Below are 24,140 nucleotides of genomic sequence, written 5' to 3' on the forward strand. Positions count from 1 at the left end.
CCGCTTGCACGCCACGCGCAAAATATGACCCTCAAGTCATGGTTTAGCGTTTAGCGTGCGTACGACGCCCGTCCCCCGCGGGCGTGAACGATTCGCGTGTCCGGAGCGGCGATGCACCCGACAGACAGTGCGCGCCGCCCGCAACCCCGGGCTCGGCCGGCACCACGCGCACCACTCGCACGGCCCGCTCCGTCGGCGCCGCCTGCTCCGTCGGCGCCGCCTGCTCCGTCGGCGCCGCCTGCTCCGTCGGCGCCGCCTGCTCCGATGCCGGGCGCTGCGCCGTCGCGGTCTCGCCCTCGGCTGGACGACGAGCCGCCGGTGCTGCCGGATCCGGTCCGTCGGCTGCCGGCGCACGGCGCCGGTCGCGCCCGTCTTGGCCCCGCTGCGGCGCACGGCTCGGCGCGTCGCGCCGCCCCGGGGCCGCGGCCGGGGCCGGGGCCGCGGCCGGGGCCGGGGCCGCTGCCGGGGCCGGGGCCGCTGCGGGCGGGCACAGCGTGGGTGAACTCCGCGCTGCGCGTCGAAACGCACACCGTCGTCGCCGCCCTCGCCTGCCTGATCACGCTGGCCGCGACGGCCCTCACCGCCTCGTTGGCCGGCGCCGACTCGGCCGCCCGGGTGGATTCCGTCGTCGTGCCGACCCGGCTGATCGCGCCGGCGGCAGCGGTCTCCACGGCTCGCACGACGCTCGCCGCGACGCCGGTCCACGCGGCCACGAGCGCGCCGGCCGGGCACGGCGTCTTCAGCGGCCCCGCCGCCGGCGGCATCCCGACGGTCGCGCTCAACGCCTACCGCGTCGCGGCGAGGCGGTTGGCCGACGCCCAACCGGGCTGCGGGCTGCGCTGGTACCTGCTCGCGGCGATCGGCCGGGTCGAGTCCGACCACGGTCGCCTGAACGGCGCGGTGCTGCACGCCGACGGCCTGTCGACGCCGCGGATCATCGGCCCTGCCCTGGACGGCGTGCACTGGGCCTACGTCAAGGCGCCGACCAATGGCCGCGCGCTGGACGGCGACGCCGTCTACGCCCATGCGCTGGGGCCGATGCAGTTCATTCCGACGACCTGGGCGCTGTACGGCGCTGATGGCGACGGCGACGGCACGGCGAACGTCTTCGACATCAACGACGCGGCGCTGGGCGCGGCGCGCTATCTCTGCGCCGCCGGCGGCAACCTGCGCATCCGCGCGAACCAAAAGAAAGCGCTGTTCGCGTACGACCATACCGACGAGTACGTCGCGCACGTGCTGGCGTTGGCGGCTGCCTACGACGGATAGGTGCGCGTGAGCGGCACGCCGGTCGGCGCCAGTTGCGGCCCGCTGCCCCGGCTCGCGCACTCCGGGCCCGTCCCGCCGACGAGCCCCGCCGCTGCCGGCGCGGCCAACCGAGCGCGGCGGCTGAGGTCGGTCAACGACCGCCGGCGGAGTCGCTGAGCATGCGCAGTCCGGTGACCAGACCGCCGGTCAGGTCGCCGTTGGTGAACGACGCGCGCATCGCGAGCGCGGCAAGCGCACACGACCGGTTCGGCAGCCGTTTCGCCGAGTTCGGCCCCGTGACGATGTGCAGGGTGCGTTGCCCGGGCGAGACGGCGATCAGCACCGAGGAGTCGGTCAGCTTCTCGAACAGCGCCTCGGCGTGCGCCCTGGTCGGCTTCACTAGTTCGCCGACGTAGACGGAGAACGTCAGCCCGGTCTCGTGGCTGGAGAGCGTCAGCGCCTCGTCCAGCCGGCCGAGCTGGCGCGCGGTGAAGGGCCCGTCGGTCGCCTCGGCGCCCTTCGGGCCGTACTGCAGCTCGTTGCTGGGCCGGATGGTCAGCTCACCACTCACCGCTCGCACCTCCCGTGGCGGTGGTGGACGAGCCGGCCCCTTCAAGCTGCCGGCCGGCCGGCGAGTCGATCACGGCGTCCGGGTGCGGCACGTACCACGACGGCTCGAAGTTCCACGGCTTGCCCGGCCGGTACCGGGTGGGCTGGCGCACCATCGTCTTGCCGTACACGGCGAGCGCGAGCAGCGCGATGATCGCCGCGGGGATGCCGACGAAGACCAGCAATGTCTGCACGATCGTCACGCGACAACGGTAGCGAACGCCGGCTGAGCGTCCGCGCTCAGGCCGTCCAGATCGGCGGCCGGCGCGCCGCCCAGGGCAGGGCGGCCTCCAGCTGCGCGGCGAGCGCGAGCAGCGAGGCCTCGCCGCCTGGCCGCCCGACGAGCATGACGCCGATCGGCAACCCGCCGGACGTCTCGTACATCGGCAGCGAGATCGCGGGCTGACCGGTCATGTTGTACATCGCGGTGAACGGCGTGAATCGCTTCTGCCGCTCGAAGTCCGCCGCGGGATCGTCGTCGGAGGTGAACCAGCCGACGGGCTGCGGCGGCAGCGCGAGCGTGGGCGTGAGCACCGCGTCCAGGTGGGCGCTGGCGGCGATGCCGCGGCGGGCAAGCACGTTGAGCGCGCCGAGCGCCGCCGCGAACTGCGCGCCGCTGACATCTCGGCCGCGCTCGCGAAGGTGCCGGGTCAGCGGGCGCAGCAGGCGCTCGCGCTCCGGGGGCACCGGAGCGGTCGCGGCGGACACCGACCAGACCATCTCGAAATGCGGCACGGCCTGCGGCGGCAGCGGCGCGGCGACGTCCTCGACGTCGTGGCCGAGCGACGCGAGCAGCGCCGACGCGTGCTCCCACGCGGCGCGGACCTCCGGGTCGAGTTCGGCCTCGATCGGCGACTGGGCGCAACGCCCTAAGCGCAGCGGGCCGGGATCGCGGTCGCACCAGCCCGCATAGCTCTCGCCGTGGGGCAGCGCGTCGCGCGCGTCCGGGTCGCCGAGCCGAGGGCCAGCGGTGACGTCGAGGAACGCGGCCGCGTCGCGGACGGTCCGGGCGAGCGGGCCGAGCACGCTGAGCCGAGTGGCGTCGAGGTCGATCGGGCCACGTGAGATCCGCCCGCGCGACGTCTTCAACCCGACCAGGCCGCAGACGCTGGCCGGGATGCGGATCGAGCCGCCGCCGTCGCTGCCCTGCGCGATCGGCACGAAACCGCTGGCGACGGCCGCGCCGGCCCCACCGCTCGATCCGCCGGCCAGCCGGCCGAGATCCCACGGGGTGCGAGCCGGCGGCCCGATGTCGGTCTCGGTGTAGCAGGGCAGACCGAGCTCCGGCGTCGCGGTCTTGCCGACGCTGATCGTGCCGGCGGCGCGCAACGACTCGACCACGGCGTCGTCGTAGTCGGGCACGAAGTCGGCGAACGCGGCCGAGCCCAGCTTGGTAGGCACCCCGGCGACCATGTTCAGGTCCTTGATCGCCGTCGGGACGCCGAGCAGCGGCGGCAGCTGCGCGGCGTCGGGCGCGGCGAGGACAGCTTGGTCGGCCGCCCGGGCCTGCGCGCGGGCGGCGTCGGCGGTGACCGTGACGAACGACCCGACCCGCTCGTCCAGCCGGGCGATCCGGTCGAGGGCGTGCTCGACCAGTTCGCTCGGGCTGACCTCGCGGCGGCGGACCGCGGCGGCAGCCTCGAGCGCGGACAGGTCGTGCAGCTCGGCCATGCCGTCAGCCTCGCAGGGGGACGCTGTTTCCCACGCTAACCCGCTGACAGTGGTCACTTACACGCACAGTGGTCGCCCGTGGCCGACCACTGAGCCTCGTAACTGACCACTGTGGGTTGCGCGCGCTCAGGACGCTTCTTCCGCCGGCGTCCACGCGTTCAGGTACGGCTCCCACGCGGGCTGCCGGGCGGCGTAGCCGGCGGCGAAACTGCCGCTGACGACCGGCTGGCTCGGCCGGAAAGACAGCGACCAGCCGAGCTCGGCGAGCATCCGGTCGGCTTTGCGGTGGTTGCACCGGGCGCAGGCGGCGACGACGTTGTCCCACGCGTGCAGGCCGCCCCGGCTGCGCGGCACAACGTGGTCGATGGTGTCGGCCCTGCCCTCGCAGTAGGCGCATCTGCCGCCGTCGCGGTTCAGCACGCCGCGCCGCGACATCGGCACCCTGGCCCGGTAGGGAACCCGGACGTATCGGCTCAAACGCACCACGCTGGGCGCGGCGATCACCATCCGCTCCGAACGCAGGGTCCCGTCGGCGGCCTCGACGACCACCGCCTTCTCGGCCAGCACGAGAACGACGGCACGCCTCAGCGGCACGACGCACAGCGGCTCGTACGTCGCGTTGAGCACCAGCGCAGCGCCCATCGCGTCCTCCGTTCTGGCTACAGTCAACCGGACCCGGCCGGTTCCCGCACGCAACTTCGCGCGCGACGCCACAGCTCGCGGGGCCGGTCGTCGTCCGACTCACGCCGGCCGTGGCAAGCTCGGCCGAATGGACATCGCACTGCCCCCAGCGCTGGCAATGCCCGCGGCGCTGCGGCCGACCGTCCTGCCCAAGTTCCTGCACGACCACCGCAGGGTCCTGATCGAGATCCCGATCCGGATCGTGGTGATCATTCTTGTCGCGCTCATCCTGCGTGCCGTGTTGCGGCGGATGATCGGCCGGCTGGTGCGCCCGGCGACCAGCGACCACGACACCCCGCGCCTGCTCCGGCCGTTCAAGGAGCGCCTCGAGGGCAGCTCGTTCCTGGAATCCGCCGGCCTGCTGTCCGAACGTCGCAAGCAGCGCGCCGCGACGCTCGGCTCGGTGCTGAAGTCCGCCACGTCGATCACGATCTTCGTCGTCGCGTTCCTGCTCGTTCTCAGCGAGCTGCAGATCGACCTCGCGCCCTTCATCGCCGGCACCTCGATCGTCGGCGTCGCGCTCGGCTTCGGCGCCCAGAACATCGTCAAGGACTTCCTGTCCGGCATGTTCATGCTGCTCGAGGACCAGTACGGGGTCGGCGACGTCATCGACTTCGAGAAGGCAAGCGGCACGGTCGAGGCCGTCGGGTTGCGCTCGACCCGGTTGCGCGACGTCAACGGCACGGTCTGGTACGTGCGCAACGGCGAAGTGGTGCGGGTCGGCAACAAGAGCCAGGGGTTCGCCCAGGTCGTGCTCGACATCCCGATCGACGCCTCCGCCGAAGTCGACCGGGCGGCCGCGGCGATGCGCGAGACCGCGCTGGCGATGGCTGCGGAGGAAGATTGGGAGCCGGTGTTCCTCAGCGCGCCAGAGGTGCAGGGCGTCGAGTCGATGACCCGCGAGGAGACGGTGATCCGGCTGGTGGCGAAGGTGCGCCCGCTCGAGCAGTGGCGGACGGCCCGCGAGCTGCGCCGGCGCATCCGTGAGCGGCTCGACCGGCTCGACATCGACACCCCCGACCAACCAGACGCCGATCCCGCACCGGCCGGTCCCGCACAGGCCGGTCCCGCACCGGCGGACGACGTGCCGCAGACCCCGCCGCGGTCGAACGACGCACCGCAAACCGGGCCGCCGCCTGCCTGACCTCGCGACTTGTCCTCGCTACAGCGGCGCGGAGGCCGACACAGCGAGGACAACTTGCAAAGGATCGCGAAGTTGTCCTCGCTACAACGGCGCGGAGGCCGACACAGCGAGGACAACTCGCGGGTGGTGGCGTGGCCGCTCAGGCGAGCGCTTGGAGCGCCTCGAGCACGCCGCGGTGCAACGTCGGGAAGGCGTAGTGCATGGTCAGCATCGTCGCGACCGGCACCTCGGCGTGCACCGCCAGCGTCAGCATGCCGAGCAGCTCGCCGCCATACGGGCTGGCGGCCGTGGCGCCGACCAGGACGCCGCGGTCGGCGTCCTCGACGACCTTGAGGAACCCGTCGTTGCCCGGCCCGTGAATCCAGCCGCGGCTGTTCGACGAGATCTGCTGGACGCCGACCCGCACGCTCAGGCCCTTGTCCCGCGCCTGCGCCTCGGTCAGCCCGACCCGGCCGACCTCGGGCTCGGTGAACGTCGCCCACGCCAGGCCGTGGTAGCCGCCGTAGGGCTCGGCCTTGCCTTGCAAGTGCGCCTCGAGGACCCGCGCCTGCCAGACGGCGACGTGGGTGAAGGCGCCGCGGCCGGTGATGTCGCCGACTGCGTAGACGCCCTTGACCGGCGCGTCGTCGCGCAGCACCCGCATGTGCTCGTCCACGTCGAGATGCTTCGCCGACGGGTCGAGGCCGACGGTGTCCAGGCCGATCGCGTCCAGGTTCGGCTTGCGGCCGGCCGCGACGAGCAGCTTCTCCCCCGTCGCGGTGCTGCCGTCGGCGAGCGTGACGATGACCCCTTCGCCGCCCGCGGCGACCCGCTGCACGCCGACGCCCTGCCGCACCGTGATGCCGTCGCGCTCAAACACCTCGGCGATGACCGCGCCGGCCTCCGGCTCCTCCGGCATCAGCAGGTGCGGCGCCGACTCGATCACGGTGACCGCGACGCCGAACCGCGACATGCCCTGCGCCAGTTCGCAGCCGATCGCGCCGCCGCCGATGACGACCACCGACGCCGGCGCGACCTTGGCCCGCAGGATCTCCCGGTTCGTCCAGACGAGGTTTTCGACGCCGCGCGGCAGATCGGCCAGCCCGTCGATGGGCGGCAGCGCCGGCGCGGTGCCGGTAGCCACCACGACGCGCGCCGCCGTGTGCGTGTCGCCGCCGACCTCGACCCGCAGCCGGCCGTCGTCGGCACGCCCAGCGAGGCGGCCGCTCGTGCGGGCGAACGTCACGCCCTTGCCCACCATGCGGTCGACGGCGACCTGGTCGTTCCAGTCGTCGGTGGCCTCGTCGCTGATCCGCTTGGCCACCTGGCCGAAGTCCGGTTCGTCAGAGGACTGGCCGGACAACAGCGGGACGCGCCGGGATTCGGCGAGCACCTCGGCGCCGCGCAGCACCATCTTGGACGGGATGCAGCCGAAGTACGGGCACTCGCCGCCGACCAGCCGCTCGTCCACGCCGAGCACGGACTGGCCGGCCGCCGCGAGCGAGCCGGCCACCTCTTCGCCGCCCGGCCCGAGCCCCAACACGATCACGTCATAGTCCATGGCTGCGACGGTAGCGCCGTCGGCCACAATGGCCCGGTGACTGGCTCTCCCGACGGCAACGCTGCCGACGCGCCGGACGGCGACGGCCGGGCCGACACGTTCTACGCGGCCGTGGGCGGCGACGCGACCTTCACCAGGCTGGTACAGGAGTTTTACGCTCGCGTCGAGGTCGATCCGGTGCTGCGTCCGCTGTACCCGGACGACGAGCTCGCCGCGGCGGCCGAGCGGCTGCGGATGTTCCTGATCCAGTACTGGGGCGGCCCGCGCACGTACTCCGAGCAGCGCGGCCACCCCCGGTTGCGGCTGCGGCATGCGCCGTTCCAGATCGACAGCGCAGCTCGCGACGCCTGGCTGGCGAACATGCGCGCCGCGCTCGACGCCCTCGACCTCGCGCCCGCCGCCGAGCAGGTGCTCTGGGACTACCTCGTGTCCGCGGCGGACTCGCTGCGCAACACCCCGGGCTGAGCCGACCGGTGCCGAGCCGAGACGAGGTCGACCCTACTGGCGGTCCGGCACAATGGCGGCCGTGACTCAAAACGCTTTCGGCCTGCCGTGGTGGGCGACCGCGGTCGTCTACCAGGTCTACCCGCGCAGCTTCGCCGACGGCAACGGCGACGGCGCCGGCGACCTCATCGGCGTGCTGGAGCGGCTGGACCACCTCGTCGAACTCGGCGTCGACGCGGTCTGGCTCTCGCCGTTCTACCGCTCTCCGATGGCCGACGGCGGCTACGACGTGGCCGACCCGTGCGACGTCGACCCGCTGTTCGGCACGCTCGCGGATTTCGACGCGCTGCTGGCCGCCGCCCATGAGCGCGACCTCAAGGTCACCGTCGACATCGTCCCGAATCACTTCTCCATCGAGCATCCGTGGTTCCAGGCCGTCCTCGCCGGCGGCCGGCACACCCCGGAGCGCGCCCGCTTCATCATCCGGCCGGGACGCGGGCCGGACGGCGACGAGCCGCCGAACAATTGGCCGTCCGCGTTCGGCGGCCCGGCGTGGACGCGATTGCCCGACGGCGACTGGTACCTGCACCTGTTCGCGCCCGAGCAGCCCGACCTCGACTGGACGAACCCCGATGTGCCGGCGGAGTTCGAGCGGATCGAGCGGTTCTGGCTCGATCGCGGCGTGGACGGCTTCCGGATCGACGTCGCGAATTCGATGGCGAAGGAGCCGGGGCTGCCGGACATGGACCTCTCAGTGCTGAGGGCGCTCGCCGATGGCGGGACGATGCCGCCTGTCGACGACCTCCGCTGGGACCGCGACGCGGTGCACGACCACCACCGGGCGACGCGCCGGCTGCTCGACAGCTACCCCGGCGATCGGATGGCGGTGGGCGAGGCGTGGGTGGCCGACCCGGACCGGCTGGCGCGATACGTCCGCCCGGACGAACTCAACCTCGCCTTCAACTTCGAGCTGGTCATGGCCACATGGGGCGCCGACGAGCTGCGTTCGGCCATCGAGCGCTCGCTCGCGGCGATGGCGCGGGTCGGCGCGGCGTCCACCTGGGTGTTGTCGAACCACGACGTGACGCGGGTGGCGTCCCGCTACGGCGGCGGTCCGCGCGGCGTGGCTCGGGCGCGGGCCGCGGCACTGGTGCAGCTGTCGCTGCCGGGGGCGGCGTATCTGTACAACGGCGACGAGCTGGGGCTGGAAAATGTCGAGCTGCCGGATGACGCGCTGCAGGACCCGACGTGGGAGCGGTCCGGGCGCACTGTCCGCGGCCGGGACGGCGAGCGGGTGCCGATGCCGTGGGCCGGCGACGAGCCGCCGTTCGGCTTCAGCACCGCGACGACGACGTGGCTGCCCATGCCGGCGTCATGGCGCGATCGCACGGTCGCCGCCCAGCGGACCGATCCCGGCTCGACTCTCGCGCTGTACCGGGAGACGCTGCGGTTGCGGCGCTCGCTGCCCGAGCTGCAGACGGCAGACTTCGCGATGGTCGAGGCGCCGCCCGGCTGCCTGGCCTATCGCCGTGGCGCCATCACGGTGACGCTGAACGCCGGCGAGGCGACGGCGCCGTTGCCGTCGGGCGAGATCCTGCTCGCCTCCGGGCCGGTTGGCGACGGCCTGCCGCCAGACACCGCGGCCTGGCTGCGCTGAACCTGCTCGCTCCCGCTTCTGCGGCGCCTTCCCATACCGAGGGGTCGAGTCTCAAAATCGACCACGACGGGGTGGGACGCGGCTTCGCTCAACGGAGCAAAGCCAGCCCCGCGCCGGGCTTCTCGAGGTAGACGGTGCCGTAGCCGGCGGCGACGCGGATCCAGCGACCGGCAACGTCGATGTGCGCAGCCCCGCCGCGCGGCAAGAACCCCATCCGGGTGAGCGCGCTCAGCGCGCGCAGCGTCACCTCGGCGGTGCCGGATTTCGGAGTCGTCGCGGTCGAGGAGACGGCGTCGTCAGTCACGGTGAGCACCACGGTGTCGAGCAACGCGGCGGCTACCTCCGCGCGCAGTTGGGCGCCCGGGACGCCTTCGCGGGCCGCCGCATCCTTGAGCGCGAGCGCGCCCTTGCGGACGAGGCCGCGGATGACGTCATCGGGCACCGTCTCGAGCCTTCGCCAGCCGACGCGGGGCGGAACACTGGCGTGCCAGTCGGCGTCGCGCGGCTGAGGCAGATTCGCGGCGGCGGCCAACCAGTCGACGAGCTCACGCGCCGCGGCGACCGCCTCGACAACCGGTTGGCCCACCGCCCCGCCTGCCGTTTCGCCAGCGCCTACGCCCGCGTCCTTGTCCACGGAGCCCGTTGGGCCGCTGGTCGCCACCGAGCGCGACACAAGCACCCCGAACGGCAAGCGGAGGAACGCCGTTGCGGCGCCGGCCCGGAACTGCAGCCGGGCGACGCAACGCGGATCGAGCTCTGCCGCGCGCCGCAGCAGCGGCAGCAGCTCCTGCGCCGCGTCGCGGTGCGCGGCGCTCAGGGCAGCTCCCGCCCGTGTCGTCATGCGGGGTCCCTGCGGAATCGTGGAGCGTTCTGTGCGCAACGATTTCGCGGGGTTCTCATGCGGGGTCCCTGCGGAATCGTGGAGCGTTCTGTGCGCAACGATTTCGCGGGGTTCTCATGCGGCGTCGTCGGCGAAGCCCCGCAAGACCTCGACCTCCTCAGCGCTGAGCCGGCGCGGCCGGTCGACGGTGAAGTCGAAGGTGACGCATTGGGTCGCGGCCCGCGCGACGAGCCGGCCGTGGTCGAACACCTCGTAGTGCACCGTGAACCGCGCGCCTCGTACACCATCGATCCACATCTGCACCTGCAGCGGTTGCGGGTCGTACACGACCGGGAGCAGGTAGTCGATCTCGTGCCGGGCGATCACCGTGCCGCTCGAGAAGTTCTCGTGCCGATAGAAGAACATCGCCACCCTCGCCTGCTCAAGGTAGGCGAGGTAGGCGGAGTTGTTGATGTGCCGGTAGGCGTCCATGTCCGACCAGCGCATGTGGACCTCGTGCGTGAAACGCGACATGGGCGCCGTCGGGTCAGTCGCGGGTCAGCTTGCGGTGAGTGACAGCGTGCGGCCGCGCCGCGTCCGCGCCGAGGCGTTCGATCTTGTTCTTCTCGTAGGACTCGAAGTTGCCCTCGAACCAGAACCAGTTGCCGGGGCGGTCCCCGGTTCCCTCCCAGGCCAGGATGTGCGTGGCGATGCGGTCGAGGAACCACCGGTCGTGGCTGGTGATCACCGCGCAGCCCGGGAAGTCGAGCAACGCGTTCTCCAGCGAGCCGAGGGTCTCGACGTCGAGGTCGTTCGTCGGCTCGTCGAGCAGCAGGACGTTGCCGCCGGCTTTCAAGGTCAGGGCCAGGTTGAGGCGATTGCGCTCGCCGCCGGACAAGACACCGGACGGTTTTTGCTGGTCCGGGCCCTTGAAGCCGAACGCGGACACATAGGCGCGTGAGGGCATCTCGACCTGGCCGACGTGGATGTAGTCCAGCTCGTCCGACACGACCTGCCAGACGTTTTTCGTCGGGTCGATGCCCGCGCGGTTCTGGTCGACGTAGCCGAGCTTGACCGTCTCGCCGACGACGAGGTCGCCGGAATCGGGCTTCTCCTCGCCGATGATCATCTTGAACAGCGTGGTCTTGCCGACGCCGTTCGGGCCGATGACGCCGACGATGCCGCCCCGGGGAAGCGAGAACGACATGCCCTCCCACAGCAGGTTGTCGCCAAAGGCCTTCGTCAGGCTCGTCGCCTCGACGACGATGTTGCCGAGGCGGGGGCCCGGCGGGATCTGGATCTCCTCGAAGTCGAGCTTGCGGGTCTTCTCGGCCTCGGCGGCCATCTCCTCGTAGCGCTGCAGCCGGGCCTTGCTCTTGGCTTGGCGCCCCTTGGCGTTTTGCCGGACCCAGTCGAGCTCTTCGCGCAGCCGCCGCTCGAGTTTCTGGTCCTTGCGGCCGGTGACCGCGAGTCGCTCGGCCTTCTTCTCCAGGTAGGTCGAGTAGTTGCCCTCGTAGGGATAGGCGCGGCCGCGGTCGAGCTCGAGGATCCACTCGGCGACATTGTCGAGGAAGTACCGGTCGTGCGTGACGGCCAGGATGGTGCCGGGGTACTTCGCGAGGTGCTGCTCGAGCCATTGCACGCTCTCGGCGTCGAGGTGGTTCGTCGGCTCGTCGAGGAGCAGCAGGTCAGGCTGTTCGAGCAGCAGCTTGCACAGCGCGACACGCCGTCGCTCGCCGCCGGACAGATGCGTGACCGGCTCGTCGCCGGGCGGGCAGCGCAGGGCGTCCATCGCCTGCTCGATGCGGCTGTCAAGCTCCCAGCCCTCGTTGTCTTCGATGACGGTCATCAGGTCGCCTTGCTCGGCGAGCAGCTTGTCGAAGTCGGCGTCCGGCTCGCCCATGGCGGCGGACACGGCCTCGAAGCGGGCCAAGGTGGCGCGCAGGTCCGCGACGGCGTCTTCGACGTTGCCGCGCACTGTCTTGGTCTCATCCAGCGAAGGCTCCTGCTGGAGCAGGCCGACCGACGCGCCAGGCGACAGCCGGGCGTCGCCGTTCGAGGCCTGGTCCAGGCCGGCCATGATCTTCAGCACGCTCGATTTGCCGGCGCCGTTGGGGCCGACGACGCCGATCTTCGCGCCGGGCAGGAAGGAGAGCGTGACGTCGTCGAGGATCACCTTGTCGCCGTGCGCCTTGCGCACCCGCTGCATGGTGTAGATGAACTGAGCCACTGTCTCGTCCTTGCTCGCTTGATGCACATGGGCGTCGTCGGCGCACGTCTGGCGGACGCGGGCAACCAGGGCGGCGCGGGCCGGGGCGACCGGGCCGTGGACCAGTCTTCCAGCCCGCGCGTCAAGCGCGAAAACGGACCGGAACCCGGCGACCGCGCGCAGTCTGCGGGCTGTGTCCTTCGGCACTGAATCGCACATCGAATTTGGATGGTCGCCGGGTCGCGTGTTTACCGTGTCCGCGGCCGCGCTCGCCGAACCCACCACTCGAGCGCCGCACCGGGCAGGGAAGGTGCGCTACGCCACGCCGCCGCAGAACGGCGGCGCGGACCGGGCCACCCGAGATCCCCAAAGCGGCTTCGCTCGACCCCTCGAGCCCGCGCAGTGCCGCCTTCGTCGCGCACCGGGGACCGAACCGAGGCGGCCACGACGTCGCCGAGAAAGGCACCACATGGCTTCGCGCTCCCACACGCCCAAACACGCTGCCTCGCCCGAGAAACGCCGTCCCGCCGGGCGGACCGCGGCCGTGCTGGCCACCACCGTCGGCACCGCCGCGGCCGTCAGCACGGCCCTTGCATCGCCCGCCAACGCGGCCGCGCACCACACTGTGTGGGACCGCGTCGCCAAGTGCGAAAGCGGCAACAACTGGCACATCAACACCGGCAACGGCTTCTACGGCGGCCTGCAATTCTCGGCGGGCACATGGCGCGCCTACGGCGGTCACAAATACGCCCACCAGGCGAGCAGGGCCACGCGGCCGGAGCAGATCGAGGTCGCCCGCCGCGTGCTGAAGTCGCAGGGTTCCGGCGCATGGCCCGTCTGCGGCCCACAGGCCGGGTTGACGCGGTCGAACGGCAAGGCGACGTCCACGCGCTTGCCCGCCAAGGCCGGCTCGCCGGACAAGCCGGCGCATCACAGCGCGAAGAAGCACCACAAGAAGAAGCACCACCACAAGACCAAGCACCACAAGACGCGGCACGCCAACCACGGCACCTACCTGGTGAGGTCGGGCGACACGCTTTCGGCGATCGCCCGAAGTCATCACGTGCACGGCGGGTGGCACGCTCTGTACCGGGCAAATCGCAAACACCTGTCCAGCCCAAACGTGCTTCGCGTCGGCCAGCACCTGACCCTCCCCTGAACGAGAATCCGAGCCATGTGCGGGCCGGCCGAGGACGGCCGGGCCGCACAAGGTGTCTCGACGGCATGATCGGTCTTGCGGGTCCGCTCTGAGCGGACGGCGGTCGGCGCGCAGGCGCTTTTCGTTAGCGTCTTGGTATGCGCGTCGACGACATCTCGCGGCTGACGCTCGGCACGTTCGTGCGGCCTCCGGAAGAGACCGCCGACGGCTGGCCGAGGGTTGAAGCCGTCTACGGCTACCTCGTCCGACACCCCGACGGCCCGATCCTGCTCGACACCGGGCTCGGCATCGGCGCGGAGGACACCGAGGCCTGGTACCGACCGCGGCGCGTCCAGCTGGCAGACGCGCTGGCGACGGTCGGCGCGCGCCTCGACGAGATCACGATCGTGGTGAACTGCCATCTCCACTTCGACCACTGTGGCGAGAATCCGCGGTTCGCCGGCCGGCCGATCGTCTGCCAGCGAACCGAGCTGGATGCTGCGCTCGGCGGGGACTACACCATGGACCATCTGATCGACTTCGCGGGCAGCGCTTACGAGCTGCTCGACGGCGAGGCCGACATCCGTCCCGGCGTGCACGTCGTTCCGACGCCAGGCCACGTAGCCGGGCATCAGTCGCTGGTCGTCGAATGCGACGACGGCTCTGTCGTGCTGGCCGGGCAGTCCCACGACACCGCTTCTGCGTGGAGTGCCGACGCGCTCGCGGCGGCCGCGCCATCGCTCGGCCATACGCCGCCGTTGCCGGTGGCGCCGGCATGGATGACGCGGCTGTTGGCCTTCGATCCTCGTCGCGTCGTCTTCGCGCACGACGCCGCTGTCTGGGAACCAGCCTGATCGCAGCCCGGCGGCGCCGCTCCCGATCGAGCGAGCCGACCGGAAGCGGCGTCGCGGATCAGGACGCGGACGCGAGCACGCGGTCAGGCCGTTGCGGCTCGTCGTGCGCCGACTGGATGTCGTCGTCACCGACACTGGGCGCCGCATCGTCGGCTGACGGGTCGGCGAGGTCGAGCCAGTGATCGCTGTCGTCGACTGGGATGCCGTCTTCGTCTCTCGTCACCGTGACTGTCGGCGCGGGCCGGTATACCCGATCGAACTTGCTTACCCCGCGGGACAAGTCGTGGCCGACGGCCATCGCCTCCAGCTCGTAGCTGGTGCGCACCTGCTCGTTGACCACGTAGTCACGCGTGTAGAACCGGCCGTAGACGACCACTGGGTGGCCCTTGCGCACGGACTGGTCGACGTTCTCGCCCATTGCCCGCCAGCACGTGACGTTGACGAACAACGTCGCGTTGTCGACGTAGCGCTGCTGCTCGCGGTCGAAGCGCCGCGACGTCGACGCCACGCGGAAATTGCTCACCGCGTGGCCGCTCTTCGTCTTGCGCGTGCGCGGCTGGTCGACCACGTTCCCCACGATGGTCATGATCGTGTCATTCATGTCCTGCTCCCTTGTCTCGATCCGGTTCGTTCCGGCGCCCGCTGCGGGCGTGGGATCAGACAACCCTTGCGGCGTCGACACCGCGATGAACTCCGTAGATCTGTGGACTGCGGGCGAGCTTGTGGACAGACGGGCCGCAGTTCGTCAGAGCCAGCTGCTATGGTCCCCGCCCGCCCGCCCGCTCGGTCTGGCGCGAGCGAGCGAAATCGACCGAAGACGCCGCAGCCGCGAGCCCGCGCGACCTGCGGAGCGCCGCAGAACGCTGACCGCGACGTTTCCGCCGACCAGCGCTAGCACAGCCGGTAATCTGCGAACGCGGATTGGCCCCCGTAGCTCAGTGGATAGAGCGCCCGCCTTCTAAGCGGATGGTCGCAGGTTCGAGCCCTGCCGGGGGCGCTGACGGGCGGCGTGCGGAACGGTTCAGGGTCGGTCGTGGAGTGTGTTGCGGAGGGGTGTCTGGTCTAGGGCGGGCGCCAAGCGGTCGAGCACGTATCGCCGAGCTCAGGGGCACTGCTCGTCCAGCTTCACGACACCGAAGTCGATGTGTCCGACCGCGCCGACTCGAGCGCCCGGCCGCACGTTCTGGTCGCACACCCGCCAGTCGTCGTCGACGACCTGAAAGCGGGTGGCGATCTCGTCGTGGGAATGGGAGAAGAGCGGATCGCCAGAGACGCGCTGGATGTCATCCTGAGCGGTCTGCAGGACCTTGCCGACCTCGTTCGGCATCCGAAACGAACCGTCCCCGGCGGAGGTCTGCTCGGCCTTCGCGCTGTGGTCCGTCGAGCTGGTAGCGGCGACTGTGGGGGCGGGTGGAGTGATCAGGTCCGTTGACAGTGATCGCGACGATTGCCTCGGCGTCGAAATCGACGCGTCGTCGATAGTGCCCGACACGCATCCTGTGGCGACCAACGAGACCGAAATTGCGACCAGCGCAGCTCGCGAAGCCGCTCGAGCCGTCAGGCCCCGGCTGAGGCTCAGCTGTCCCCCTCCCGAAGTCGACTTCTGCGCGGCTTTGTATGAGATTGCGATCCCTCCGCGAGCGGTGGCGCCAACGACGCACGCCAGACCAAACCGGAGCGCCGAGATTCGCCGAATAGCGTAAGTCGGCACGTCGTCCGGCGCATGACGGGCGGCGTGCCGACCTGGTCGCTGACGCGGCGCAGCACAACAGACCGACCAGCGTGGTCCGCACACCAACTAGTCAATCTCATTGACCAATCCCATCGTCCCGGCATAGCTTGGCGTCATGACGACCGCTGCTGACGAGATCGTTCTGCCGGCGCTGCTGCGCGCGTCGCGCGGGGCGTACGGGCGGGCGATCTCGACGCGTCTCGCGGCGGCCGGATTCGACGACGTGCCGCGCAACGGCCCCTACGTGCTTGGCGGAATGGTCAATCACGGCGGCCAAGCGGCCGACCTCGTGCGACAGCTCGGCGTGAGCAAGCAGGCGGCCAGCCAGCTCATCGACACGCTCGTGCTGCGCGGCTACCTCGAGCGAGCAGTCAACGCCGACGACCGGCGTCGGATCACCGTGCACCCCACCGACCGCGGCCGCGCGGCCGCCGCCGTCGTGCGCGAGTCGGTGACGGCGGTCGACGACGAGCTGGCGACGTTGATCTCGCCCAGCGAACTGGCCGGCCTGCGCGCGGGACTGATCGCGCTGTGCGACATCCGCGATCGGCTGGAAGACGAGTTCCGGGCGGGTTAGCGCGCGGCCGGCCAGCACTTGAGCACGAGCGATGGACGCCGGCTACCGCCGGGCTTTAGTCACCCGCACGCCTCCGAGGAAGCCCGTCGCATCGCCGAGGACGGCATGGCGCTGCGCGTCCAGGTCGGTTCCGGCGTCCACGGCACCTCCGTCGACGGACAGGACGACCGCGACGAGATGGGCATCTGCTTCGAGCCGCCCGAGTTCGTCACCGGACTGGCCCGGGTGCCGCGCGGCACTGGCGTGACAGCCGCGACGATCCCGTTCGACCAGTACGAGCGGCACACCGCGTGGGATCGCCCAGGCGGCCTCGCGAACCGGTCTGGCCCCGGGGACTTCGACGTGATCATCTACTCGGCGCGCAAGTGGGCGCGGCGGGGGTGCCGGACCAGCCGGACCGCTCGTGGGTGGACGGCTGGCTGCACCGCGGCTACCTGCGCCGATGGGCCTGCGACACCCCGTCGCGGGTAACGTGAGGAGCGTCCGCCGCAGCAAGGGAGCCGCTCGATGACCGTCTCAGCCAGCCGGAACGCCGCCGGGGCCCGCAGCATCCCGGACACCGTCGCCCAGCTGCGCGCGACGTTCCGCTCCGGCCACACCCGGCCGGTCGAATGGCGGCTCGAGCAGCTCGCCGGCATCGAGCGACTGCTCACCGAGCGGGAGGCCGACTTCGCCGCGGCGCTGGAGAAGGATCTGGGCCGCCCACGGGTGGACGCGTGGATGGCCGACCTCGCGCCGGTGACCGGCGAGGCCAGGCACGCGCGCAAGAAGTTGCGCTCCTGGGTGCGGCCCACCCGGGTCCCGGTGCCGTTGGCGTTGCAGCCGGGCAAGGCGTGGCACCAGCCCGAGCCGCTCGGCGTCGTGCTGATCATCGGCCCGTGGAATTACCCGATCCACCTCGTGCTCGCCCCGCTGGTCGCCGCGCTCGCCGCCGGCAACTGCGCCGTGCTCAAGCCGTCCGAGCACACCCCGGCATGCTCGGCGCTGCTCGCCGAGCTGGTGCCGCAGTACCTCGACCCGGAGGCGGTCGCCGTCATCGAGGGCGCCGCCGACGCCACACAGGAGCTCATCGACCAGGCGCTCGACCATTGCTTCTTCACCGGCGGACCGGAGATCGGGAAGGCCGTCATGGCAGCGGCGGCCAAGCACCTGACGCCGGTCACCCTCGAACTAGGCGGCAAGAGCCCGGCGATCGTCACCGACGACGCGAACCTCAAGGTCGCCGCCAAGCGCATCGCGCTCGGCAAGCTGCTGAACTCCGGCCAGACCTGCGTCGCCCCGGACTACATCCTCGTCGACCGCACGGTCCGCGACCGGTTCGTCGCGGAGCTGACGAAGGCGTTGGACGCGTTCACCGACGAGCGCGACATGCCGATCGTCAACTCCCGGCAGGCGGGCCGGCTCGCCGGGCTCGTCGAGAAGTCCGGTGGCGCGATCGCCCGCGGCGGCACGGTGCGGGCCGAGGCGAAGCGCGCCGAGTTCACTGTGATCGTCGACCCAGACGCGGACTCCGCACTCATGCGCGAGGAGATCTTCGGTCCCGTGCTGCCGGTGGTCAGCGTCGTCTCACTCGACGACGCGATCGCGCACGTGCAGCAGGGCACCAAGCCGCTCGCCGTCTACCTGTTCAGCGAGGGCCGCTCCAACGAGGAACGCGTGCTCGCCGAGATCAGCAACGGTGGCACGGTGATCAACCACAGCGTGTTCCACCTGTTGGTGCCCGAGCTGCCGTTCGGCGGGGTCGGCACGAGCGGCACCGGCGCGTACCACGGCAAGTGGGGCTTCGACGCGTTCAGCCACCGCAAGGCCGTGCTGCGCAAGCCGACCTGGCTGGACATGCCGATCGCCTACCCGCCGTACAACCGGGTCAAGGAGACGATCCTGCGCCGGCTGTTCTGACGCTGTTCTGACGTTGTTCTGACGGCGACAGCGAAACGGTCAGTCCGAGCCGTCGGCCCGGGCCTTGCCGGCCGCCTCGCGCATCTCGAACACGTCCGCGGCCCACTCCCCCAGCTCGTGGGTCACGCCGCGCACCGCGCCGGTGACGATCGTGGCGATCCGGCCGACGTGCGTCGCCGCCGACTCGGCGAGCACCTGGACGGTGTCCTTGCCGATTTCGACCCTGCTCACCATCGTCTCTCCTCGGCTCGCGCCCGCCGGCTCAGACCACGACTCGGGTCGGGGACTCACGCCGCGACGGGGACCTTGATCTGCGCGACTTTAGCGGCCGGCGCGGAGACGCCGCGCGAGCCGAACGGCACCGCGAGCCGGAAAATCTTTCCCCAGACGGAGCCCAGCTGCTTCGTCAAACCGCCGCTGTTGTAGGGCAGGCCGTACTTCTCGCACAGCGCCTGCACCTCGGGCGCGATCTGTGGGTAGCGCCGGGCCGGGATGTCCGGGAACAGGTGGTGCTCGATCTGGTGCGACAGGTTGCCGGACATGATGTGAAACAGCGGGCCGCCGGTGATGTTCGCCGAGCCCATCATCTGGCGCAGGTACCACTGGCCGCGCGTCTCGTTCGCCGTCTCCTCCTCGGTGAACGTCGCCACGCCGGTCGGGAAGTGGCCGCAGAAGATGATCGAGAACGACCAGATGTTGCGGACGAGGTTCGCCGTCGCGTTGGCCGCCAGCGTCGGCAGGAACAGCGGGCCGGACAGCGCCGGGAACAGCACATAGTCCTTCAGCACCTGGCGGCCGGCCTTGCGCCACTGCTGCAGCACCAGGGGCTTGAGCTCGCGGATGTCCTTCTCGCCGGTGACGATCCGCTCGATCTCGAGGTCGTGCGCCATCACACCCCACTGGAACAGCGTCATCAGCAGGAACGCCCAGACCGGGTTGCCGAGGTAGTAGGGGTTCCACTTCTGCGCCTCTTCCATGCGCAGGATGCCGTACCCGATGTCCCGGTCCTTGCCGAGGATGTTCGTGTACGTGTGGTGCATGTAGTTGTGCGAGTGCTTCCACTGCTCGGCGGGGCACACGGTGTCCCACTCGAACATCTTCGAGTTCATCGCCGGGTCGCGCATCCAGTCGTACTGGCCGTGCATGACGTTGTGGCCGATCTCCATATTGTCGAGGATCTTCGACAGCGAGAGGGCGGCCACGCCGCCGAGCCAGAACGGCGGCAGGAAGCCGAGGAACAGCGACGCCCGGCCGGCGACCTCGAAGCCGCGCTGCCACTTGACGACGTCGTAGATGTAGTCGCGGTCGGTCGCGCCCAGGTCGTCGACGACGCGCTGCTTGATCGCGTCCAGCTCGCGGCCGAGCTGGTCGACCTGCTGGTCGGTCAGGGTGACGGTCTTGCTCATGTCTGATGTCCTCTCTTACAGGTCGATGTCGACGTCGCCGACCGGGACGGAGATGCACAGTTGGATCTCGGTGTCGGGGTCGGTGTGGACGTCTCCGGTGAGCACGTTCTTGGTGCATCCGCTCTTCTTGACCTGGGTGCAGGAAAAGCAGATGCCCATGCGGCAGCCGTAGGCGGGCGACAGGCCCGCGTCCTCGGCCTGCTCGAGCAGCGTCGCGCCGTTGTTCTCCACAAGGGTGTCGCCGAACCGCACCGCGCCGGTGGCGTCGGCGTCCGGGACGGCGAGCGGCGCGGCGAGGAACTCCTCGGTGTGCAGGAGGTCCTCGATGCCTTTGGCGGCGTACTGGTCGCGCACGGCGGCCATCAGGGGCGGCGGCCCGCACAGATAGGCGGGCGCCTCGGCGTACCACGGCGCCGCGTCGGCGAGGTGCGTCTCGTCGAACAGCCCGTGCAGGTCGCCGCCGGCGGCCTGCGCGGTGTAGCCGAGCACCAGCCGCACGTTGGCGTGGGCCGCGGCGATCGCCCGCAGCTCGGGCAGATAAGCGACGTCGGCCTCGGTGTTGCCGTAGTGCAGGAACACGATCTCGCCGGCGTGGCCTTCGTCGACGAGCGTGCGCAGCATCGACATCACCGGGGTGACGCCGCTGCCGCCGCTGATCAGCAGCACGCGCTCCGGGCGCGGGGTCGGCAGCGCGAACACGCCGTCGGCCTGCGACAGCCCGACGACCAGGCCGGGTGTCGCGTTGGCGTAGAGCCAGTTCGAGACGACGCCGTCCGGGTGCGCCTTGACCGTCAGCTCGAGCTGGCCGTCGGCGCGGTGCTCTGAGCAGGCCGGCGAGTAGCAGCGGCTGCGGCGCACGCCGTCGATGTCGACGGCGATCGTCACGAACTGGCCTGCCGCGAAGCCGCGCCACTGGCGGGTCGGACGCAGGGTGAGGGTGACGGAGGGGCCCGCCGTCCGGCGCACGCCGGTGACCTCAGCGCGCAGCTCGCGCACGGTGAGCATGGGGTTGACGAGTTCGAGGTACCGATCGAGGCCGTGCGGCGTGGCCAGCGCCTCCAGGACGGCGAGCGGCGACCGCGCGCGGCGGCGGATGCTCGCCAGCGGCGCGTGCCGCAACGGTGTGTGTCGCAGCGGTGTCAACGAAACCATGGCGTTCCTCCTGACCGGTCGGCGCGCGCCTCGGCTACTTCAGTGCACGCTTGTTCACTGACCAGTCTTGTTACGGACCCGTAGCCATGTCAACGCAGGGCCACCGTGATGCCACCCACGTCGCAATCTGGTTAGGAACGCGCTCGGGCGTAATCTGAGCCGATGGCCACCGGGCGAGGGCGGGCTGAGCGCACGTCTGTGCACGACGCCGACGACGCCGGCTCGGTGTCCGAGGCCGGGTCGCGCGCCGAACGCAAGGAGCAGACGCGTCGCCGCCTGCTGGCCGTGACGTTGAAGCTGATCGAGCAACGCAGCCTTGCGAGCCTGAGCCTGCGCGAGGTCGCCCGCGAAGCCGGCATCGTCCCGACCGCGTTCTACCGGCACTTCGCCTCGATCGACGAGCTCGGCGTCGAGCTGGTGGACGAGGCGATGCGGCCGCTGCGGCAGATGATCCGCGAGGCGCGGCGCGGGCAGGCCGCGCACGGCGACATCATCGTCGACACCGTCGCGATCCTGGCCCGGCAGGTCCGCGCGCACCCGAACCAGTTCCGCTTCCTCACCCGCGAGCGGTACGGCGGAGTGGCCGGGGTGCGACGCGGCATCGCCACCGAGCTCCGGCTCTTCACCAGCGACCTCACCGTCGACCTGTCCCGGCTGACCGTCGGGCTGGACTGGACGTCGGACGATCTGGAGATGGCCGCCGGGCTGATGGTCGCGGCGATGCTCGGCACGGTGATGGAGCTGCTCGAGGTGGACGACCGGCATCCCGAGGACGCCGAGTTCGTACTCGACCGCGCCCAACGCCAGCTTCGGCTGATCGTGCTCGGCATGGGCGAGTGGCGCAGCAAGCCGTGAGCACGCCAATCGCACCGCGGGCCTATCGCGTACTTGCGATTTGATCTCGGTGCTGAACCGGCAGCGAGAGCGAGCCAGCGACTCTCGATCCACAAAACTGCCGGTCCACAAGTCCAGCCCGCGCCGGGATCCGCTGCCGCGTCAGAGTGTTATCGCTGGCGCGGTGTCCTCCGTCACGCCCCGCCCGGTGCCGTGTCCGGTCCGGGTGGATCTGTGACCTACGCTCGCCGATTCGTGCATTTCGATGCCGCCCCGGTGAGGCCGGTGGCACATCACGTTACGGAGTGCCAACCCCGTGTCCGCACCCCGTTCACCAACATCCGGTGATCACCCCACGGAGGGCCACGACGCGCAAAGGTTGCGCGGCAACAACACCTCGACCGGCCCTCTACTCGACGCACGTCGGTCAAATCACGTCAATCAGCATAAAGATGATCTACCGGGATGCGCTGACGCGATTTCCAGACAGGCACGAGTGATGGCGGCGTTCTTCGGTATGGCGCCATGCTCGCCGGGGCCGCCCACCGATCGGTAAACGTTGGCTATGCTCTCGCCGAACGCCACTCTTGGGGGGAGAGAGAAATGGCTCGCCATCGCACGTTGGTCACACTTTCCGTTGCGGTGATGTTGGGCGGCTTGGCGGCACCCGAATCCCCCGCTCGCGCCAGCAATACACCTCAGTCGGTGACGCTCGACGCCGCACCAGTCGTGCCGCCGGGAGCTTTCGACCTTGGCGGGAAGCCGGTCACCCAGAGGATCAACTTCGACGTAATTCTGACGCCCCAAAATGGCGTTCAGCTCGCAACCTCGGCACGGGCAGTTTCTGATCCGACCAGCCCTGCGTACCGCAGACATATTAATGAAGCGGAATTCTCCAAGACCTATGGCGCGGCACCGCGGGCCGTGGCCTCGACTGAGGCCTGGCTAAGAAGCAACGGCATCACCGACATTCGACTGTCCACCGACCGGCTTATCCTGCACGTCACTGCTCCTGTGGCTCAGATCGAACGTTCGCTCGCCACGCGTCTAGACAACTACCGCCTGCCATCCGGAAGACGGGTCTATTCCAATACGAAATCGATAACTCTTCCGGCATCACTGCGCGGTGCCGTAACTGCGATCGTCGGACTAAACAATTTAGTCGCCGTGTCGCGCACTGGTACTGCTCGACAAGGTGCCGCTAAGGCGCATGCCACTGTTCCGCATGTTGCTACTGGCGGTCCACAATCATGCTCCTCGCTCTCGACCTGGTCCGCGAGCAATCACACTTTGACTGCCGACCAGATGGCGAACTCGTATCAATTCAATAGCCTTTATAAGGCAGGGAGCTTCGGGCAAGGAAGCCCAATAGGCTTGTTAGAACTCGAAAGCTACAACCAGAGTGACGCTGACGCCTACGCCGACTGCTATAAAGTCGGCCACAACGCTGACCCAGAACAGGTAGACGGCGGAGCCGGCACTGGTCCCGGCTCCGGTGAAGCAGCACTCGACATCGAGGTTGTCGAAGGTCTCGCGCCGAAAGCGCCAATCGTCGTCGCCGAAGCACCTAACAGTCTGACCGGAGAGCTCGACGACTACGGGGAGATGATCGGAGGCGACTTTGGTCAGATCAACGTGATCAGCAGCAGCTGGGGAAGCTGCGAGAAAGACTTGCGGGCCGCAGACCCCGGGTTCCTCAAGAGTGAGATGAATTTGTTCTCAGAGGCCGCAATGCTTGGAATCACGGTTATTGCTGCGTCTGACGACAACGGATCCGAAGGATGTTTGTCTCATGACAATAGCACCGCTCTCAGCCCAGGAGACCCGGCCAGCCAACCGTTCGTGACCGGAGTAGGCGGGACGACATTGACCAAGGTCGCGAGCCCGCCCACTGAGAAAGTCTGGAATACCGGAGGGACGGGACACGACGCCTCGGGTGGCGGGAATTCTAGTTATTGGCGGATGCCCAGCTATCAATCTGCCGCGCCGAATGGGCTGCACGTGATCGGTTCAGACGCAGCCTCTGGATGCGCGAACGGCTCGGGCAACAATGACTGCCGCGAGGTGCCGGACGTAGCGGCAGACGCCGATCCCGTAAACGGCTATGCCGAATACTATAAGGGCAAATGGATCAAGAACGGAGGAACGAGCGCGAGCGCCCCGCTGTGGGCCGCGCTTGTTTCGATAGCGGACACGACCCCGGGTTGCAGTCAGAATACTCTGGGGTTCGCTAATCCGGCTCTATACACTCTTGCAGGAAGTAGCCAGGGCAAATACTTCCACGACGTAACGACCGGCAACAATGACGAGACCTCGAGTCACGGCGGCCTATTCAAGGCCCGCGCTGGTTACGATATGGCCACAGGTCTTGGAACCCCGAACGCGGCGACTCTGGCTACCGGACTGTGCAACCCAGTCGCTCTCGTTCCAACTATTCAGGCGAACAGTGCCGTCTTTTCGCCGGGTTCGACCGCGTCGTGGTCGGTGAACGTCACCAACAGCGGCACGGTGGCCTCGACCGGGAC

23 protein-coding genes, 1 tRNA gene and 1 pseudogene are annotated in these 24,140 nt (G+C 69.9%); 12 read left to right on the forward strand and 13 right to left on the reverse strand.

Going from position 1 to position 24,140, the window contains the following annotated elements:
* Nucleotides 1-318: 318 nt before the first annotated feature.
* Nucleotides 319-1,269, forward strand: a complete 951-nt coding sequence (locus ACFFBG_RS11565) for a lytic transglycosylase domain-containing protein (protein ID WP_375478783.1) — start codon at nucleotides 319-321, stop codon at nucleotides 1,267-1,269.
* 130 nt (nucleotides 1,270-1,399) lie between these two features.
* Here the strand turns inward: ACFFBG_RS11565 and ACFFBG_RS11570 are convergent, their stop codons facing one another.
* From ACFFBG_RS11570 to ACFFBG_RS11585, 4 genes are all read right to left on the reverse strand, one after another.
* The gene (locus ACFFBG_RS11570) at nucleotides 1,400-1,819 is read right to left on the reverse strand and encodes a DUF5130 family protein (RefSeq protein ID WP_375478785.1); all 420 of its coding nucleotides are present in this window, start codon (nucleotides 1,817-1,819) and stop codon (nucleotides 1,400-1,402) included.
* Nucleotides 1,809-2,060, reverse strand: coding sequence for a hypothetical protein (locus ACFFBG_RS11575; RefSeq protein ID WP_375478787.1), 252 nt, complete (start codon nucleotides 2,058-2,060; stop codon nucleotides 1,809-1,811). The genes ACFFBG_RS11570 and ACFFBG_RS11575 overlap by 11 nt, the downstream gene beginning before the upstream one ends.
* A gap of 37 nt (nucleotides 2,061-2,097) precedes the next feature.
* Entirely contained in the window at nucleotides 2,098-3,528 is a 1,431-nt protein-coding gene (locus tag ACFFBG_RS11580; protein WP_375478789.1) for an amidase, read from the reverse strand.
* 126 nt (nucleotides 3,529-3,654) lie between these two features.
* The gene (locus ACFFBG_RS11585) at nucleotides 3,655-4,170 is read right to left on the reverse strand and encodes an HNH endonuclease (protein WP_375478791.1); all 516 of its coding nucleotides are present in this window, start codon (nucleotides 4,168-4,170) and stop codon (nucleotides 3,655-3,657) included.
* Nucleotides 4,171-4,297: 127 nt separating this feature from the next.
* On the opposite strand from ACFFBG_RS11585, the gene ACFFBG_RS11590 reads away from it, so the two are divergent.
* Nucleotides 4,298-5,353, forward strand: coding sequence for a mechanosensitive ion channel family protein (locus ACFFBG_RS11590; protein ID WP_375478793.1), 1,056 nt, complete (start codon nucleotides 4,298-4,300; stop codon nucleotides 5,351-5,353).
* Nucleotides 5,354-5,492: 139 nt separating this feature from the next.
* Here ACFFBG_RS11590 and ACFFBG_RS11595 read toward each other — a convergent pair whose 3' ends face one another.
* Nucleotides 5,493-6,893 carry a dihydrolipoyl dehydrogenase family protein gene (locus ACFFBG_RS11595; RefSeq protein ID WP_375478795.1) on the reverse strand — a complete coding sequence of 467 codons (1,401 nt, stop codon included), beginning with the start codon at nucleotides 6,891-6,893 and terminating at the stop codon, nucleotides 5,493-5,495.
* A gap of 36 nt (nucleotides 6,894-6,929) precedes the next feature.
* Between ACFFBG_RS11595 and ACFFBG_RS11600 the strand changes: the two genes are divergently transcribed.
* Together ACFFBG_RS11600 and ACFFBG_RS11605 are read left to right on the forward strand one after the other, a co-directional pair.
* Nucleotides 6,930-7,358 carry a globin gene (locus tag ACFFBG_RS11600; RefSeq protein WP_375478797.1) on the forward strand — a complete coding sequence of 143 codons (429 nt, stop codon included), beginning with the start codon at nucleotides 6,930-6,932 and terminating at the stop codon, nucleotides 7,356-7,358.
* Nucleotides 7,359-7,410: 52 nt separating this feature from the next.
* Nucleotides 7,411-8,994, forward strand: coding sequence for a glycoside hydrolase family 13 protein (locus ACFFBG_RS11605; protein ID WP_375478798.1), 1,584 nt, complete (start codon nucleotides 7,411-7,413; stop codon nucleotides 8,992-8,994).
* 88 nt (nucleotides 8,995-9,082) lie between these two features.
* On the opposite strand, the gene ACFFBG_RS11610 is transcribed toward ACFFBG_RS11605, so the two are convergent.
* The 3 genes from ACFFBG_RS11610 to ettA all read right to left on the reverse strand — a co-directional run bounded on the left by ACFFBG_RS11610 (nucleotide 9,083) and on the right by ettA (nucleotide 12,044).
* Entirely contained in the window at nucleotides 9,083-9,835 is a 753-nt protein-coding gene (locus ACFFBG_RS11610; protein ID WP_375478800.1) for a hypothetical protein, read from the reverse strand.
* A 114-nt stretch (nucleotides 9,836-9,949) separates the two neighbouring features.
* On the reverse strand, nucleotides 9,950-10,348 hold the full coding sequence (locus ACFFBG_RS11615) for an acyl-CoA thioesterase (protein ID WP_375478802.1): 399 nt from the start codon (nucleotides 10,346-10,348) through the stop codon (nucleotides 9,950-9,952).
* A 13-nt stretch (nucleotides 10,349-10,361) separates the two neighbouring features.
* Nucleotides 10,362-12,044, reverse strand: a complete 1,683-nt coding sequence (gene ettA / locus ACFFBG_RS11620) for an energy-dependent translational throttle protein EttA (protein ID WP_375478804.1) — start codon at nucleotides 12,042-12,044, stop codon at nucleotides 10,362-10,364.
* Nucleotides 12,045-12,492: 448 nt separating this feature from the next.
* Here ettA and ACFFBG_RS11625 point away from each other — a divergent pair, with 448 nt between their 5' ends.
* Together ACFFBG_RS11625 and ACFFBG_RS11630 are read left to right on the forward strand one after the other, a co-directional pair.
* A complete protein-coding gene (locus tag ACFFBG_RS11625; protein WP_375478806.1) occupies nucleotides 12,493-13,182 on the forward strand; it encodes a transglycosylase family protein in 690 nt (229 codons plus the stop codon).
* 137 nt (nucleotides 13,183-13,319) lie between these two features.
* The gene (locus ACFFBG_RS11630) at nucleotides 13,320-14,015 is read left to right on the forward strand and encodes an MBL fold metallo-hydrolase (protein ID WP_375478808.1); all 696 of its coding nucleotides are present in this window, start codon (nucleotides 13,320-13,322) and stop codon (nucleotides 14,013-14,015) included.
* Between the two features lie 58 nt (nucleotides 14,016-14,073).
* On the opposite strand, the gene ssb is transcribed toward ACFFBG_RS11630, so the two are convergent.
* Complete coding sequence (gene ssb / locus ACFFBG_RS11635) at nucleotides 14,074-14,616, reverse strand: single-stranded DNA-binding protein (protein ID WP_375478810.1); 543 nt, start codon at nucleotides 14,614-14,616, stop codon at nucleotides 14,074-14,076.
* Nucleotides 14,617-14,939: 323 nt separating this feature from the next.
* Here ssb and ACFFBG_RS11640 point away from each other — a divergent pair.
* A tRNA-Arg gene (locus ACFFBG_RS11640) sits at nucleotides 14,940-15,012 on the forward strand.
* A gap of 105 nt (nucleotides 15,013-15,117) precedes the next feature.
* Here ACFFBG_RS11640 and ACFFBG_RS11645 read toward each other — a convergent pair.
* On the reverse strand, nucleotides 15,118-15,342 hold the full coding sequence (locus ACFFBG_RS11645) for a hypothetical protein (protein ID WP_375478812.1): 225 nt from the start codon (nucleotides 15,340-15,342) through the stop codon (nucleotides 15,118-15,120).
* A gap of 520 nt (nucleotides 15,343-15,862) precedes the next feature.
* Between ACFFBG_RS11645 and ACFFBG_RS11650 the strand changes: the two genes are divergently transcribed.
* From ACFFBG_RS11650 to ACFFBG_RS11660, 3 genes and pseudogenes are all read left to right on the forward strand, one after another.
* Complete coding sequence (locus tag ACFFBG_RS11650) at nucleotides 15,863-16,324, forward strand: MarR family winged helix-turn-helix transcriptional regulator (RefSeq protein WP_375478814.1); 462 nt, start codon at nucleotides 15,863-15,865, stop codon at nucleotides 16,322-16,324.
* 105 nt (nucleotides 16,325-16,429) lie between these two features.
* A pseudogene (locus tag ACFFBG_RS11655) lies at nucleotides 16,430-16,699 on the forward strand (DNA polymerase beta superfamily protein); the annotation flags it as partial.
* Between the two features lie 132 nt (nucleotides 16,700-16,831).
* A complete protein-coding gene (locus ACFFBG_RS11660; RefSeq protein ID WP_375478816.1) occupies nucleotides 16,832-18,223 on the forward strand; it encodes an aldehyde dehydrogenase family protein in 1,392 nt (463 codons plus the stop codon).
* Nucleotides 18,224-18,262: 39 nt separating this feature from the next.
* Here the strand turns inward: ACFFBG_RS11660 and ACFFBG_RS11665 are convergent, their stop codons facing one another.
* The 3 genes from ACFFBG_RS11665 to ACFFBG_RS11675 are packed head-to-tail and all read right to left on the reverse strand — an operon-like array spanning nucleotide 18,263 to nucleotide 20,781.
* Nucleotides 18,263-18,457: a hypothetical protein gene (locus ACFFBG_RS11665; RefSeq protein WP_375478818.1), complete on the reverse strand. Its 195-nt coding sequence runs from the start codon at nucleotides 18,455-18,457 to the stop codon at nucleotides 18,263-18,265.
* 53 nt (nucleotides 18,458-18,510) lie between these two features.
* The gene (locus ACFFBG_RS11670) at nucleotides 18,511-19,629 is read right to left on the reverse strand and encodes a fatty acid desaturase family protein (RefSeq protein WP_375478820.1); all 1,119 of its coding nucleotides are present in this window, start codon (nucleotides 19,627-19,629) and stop codon (nucleotides 18,511-18,513) included.
* Nucleotides 19,630-19,644: 15 nt separating this feature from the next.
* Nucleotides 19,645-20,781: a ferredoxin reductase gene (locus ACFFBG_RS11675; protein ID WP_375478822.1), complete on the reverse strand. Its 1,137-nt coding sequence runs from the start codon at nucleotides 20,779-20,781 to the stop codon at nucleotides 19,645-19,647.
* 162 nt (nucleotides 20,782-20,943) lie between these two features.
* Between ACFFBG_RS11675 and ACFFBG_RS11680 the strand changes: the two genes are divergently transcribed.
* Both ACFFBG_RS11680 and ACFFBG_RS11685 read left to right on the forward strand, forming a co-directional pair.
* Nucleotides 20,944-21,636 carry a TetR family transcriptional regulator gene (locus ACFFBG_RS11680; protein ID WP_375478824.1) on the forward strand — a complete coding sequence of 231 codons (693 nt, stop codon included), beginning with the start codon at nucleotides 20,944-20,946 and terminating at the stop codon, nucleotides 21,634-21,636.
* 684 nt (nucleotides 21,637-22,320) lie between these two features.
* Nucleotides 22,321-24,140, forward strand: a 1,820-nt coding sequence (locus ACFFBG_RS11685) for a protease pro-enzyme activation domain-containing protein (RefSeq protein WP_375478826.1), incomplete at its 3' end; no start/stop codon positions are given.

It is taken from the genome of uncultured Jatrophihabitans sp. (assembly GCF_964251945.1).
In the GTDB taxonomy this organism is placed as follows: Bacteria; Actinomycetota; Actinomycetes; order Mycobacteriales; family Jatrophihabitantaceae; genus Jatrophihabitans.

Coding starts and splice junctions, on each gene's coding strand:
- ACFFBG_RS11580 (WP_375478789.1), bottom strand. CDS start 3,528: ATGGCCGAGCTGCACGACCTGTCCGCGCTCGAGGCTGCCGCCGCGGTC.
- ACFFBG_RS11585 (WP_375478791.1), bottom strand. CDS start 4,170: ATGGGCGCTGCGCTGGTGCTCAACGCGACGTACGAGCCGCTGTGCGTC.
- ACFFBG_RS11590 (WP_375478793.1), top strand. CDS start 4,298: ATGGACATCGCACTGCCCCCAGCGCTGGCAATGCCCGCGGCGCTGCGG.
- ACFFBG_RS11595 (WP_375478795.1), bottom strand. CDS start 6,893: ATGGACTATGACGTGATCGTGTTGGGGCTCGGGCCGGGCGGCGAAGAG.
- ACFFBG_RS11605 (WP_375478798.1), top strand. CDS start 7,411: ATGGCGGCCGTGACTCAAAACGCTTTCGGCCTGCCGTGGTGGGCGACC.
- ACFFBG_RS11610 (WP_375478800.1), bottom strand. CDS start 9,835: ATGACGACACGGGCGGGAGCTGCCCTGAGCGCCGCGCACCGCGACGCG.
- ACFFBG_RS11615 (WP_375478802.1), bottom strand. CDS start 10,348: ATGTCGCGTTTCACGCACGAGGTCCACATGCGCTGGTCGGACATGGAC.
- ACFFBG_RS11625 (WP_375478806.1), top strand. CDS start 12,493: ATGGCTTCGCGCTCCCACACGCCCAAACACGCTGCCTCGCCCGAGAAA.
- ACFFBG_RS11630 (WP_375478808.1), top strand. CDS start 13,320: ATGCGCGTCGACGACATCTCGCGGCTGACGCTCGGCACGTTCGTGCGG.
- ssb (WP_375478810.1), bottom strand. CDS start 14,616: ATGAATGACACGATCATGACCATCGTGGGGAACGTGGTCGACCAGCCG.
- ACFFBG_RS11645 (WP_375478812.1), bottom strand. CDS start 15,342: ATGCCGAACGAGGTCGGCAAGGTCCTGCAGACCGCTCAGGATGACATC.
- ACFFBG_RS11650 (WP_375478814.1), top strand. CDS start 15,863: ATGACGACCGCTGCTGACGAGATCGTTCTGCCGGCGCTGCTGCGCGCG.
- ACFFBG_RS11660 (WP_375478816.1), top strand. CDS start 16,832: ATGACCGTCTCAGCCAGCCGGAACGCCGCCGGGGCCCGCAGCATCCCG.
- ACFFBG_RS11665 (WP_375478818.1), bottom strand. CDS start 18,457: ATGGTGAGCAGGGTCGAAATCGGCAAGGACACCGTCCAGGTGCTCGCC.
- ACFFBG_RS11670 (WP_375478820.1), bottom strand. CDS start 19,629: ATGAGCAAGACCGTCACCCTGACCGACCAGCAGGTCGACCAGCTCGGC.
- ACFFBG_RS11675 (WP_375478822.1), bottom strand. CDS start 20,781: ATGGTTTCGTTGACACCGCTGCGACACACACCGTTGCGGCACGCGCCG.
- ACFFBG_RS11680 (WP_375478824.1), top strand. CDS start 20,944: ATGGCCACCGGGCGAGGGCGGGCTGAGCGCACGTCTGTGCACGACGCC.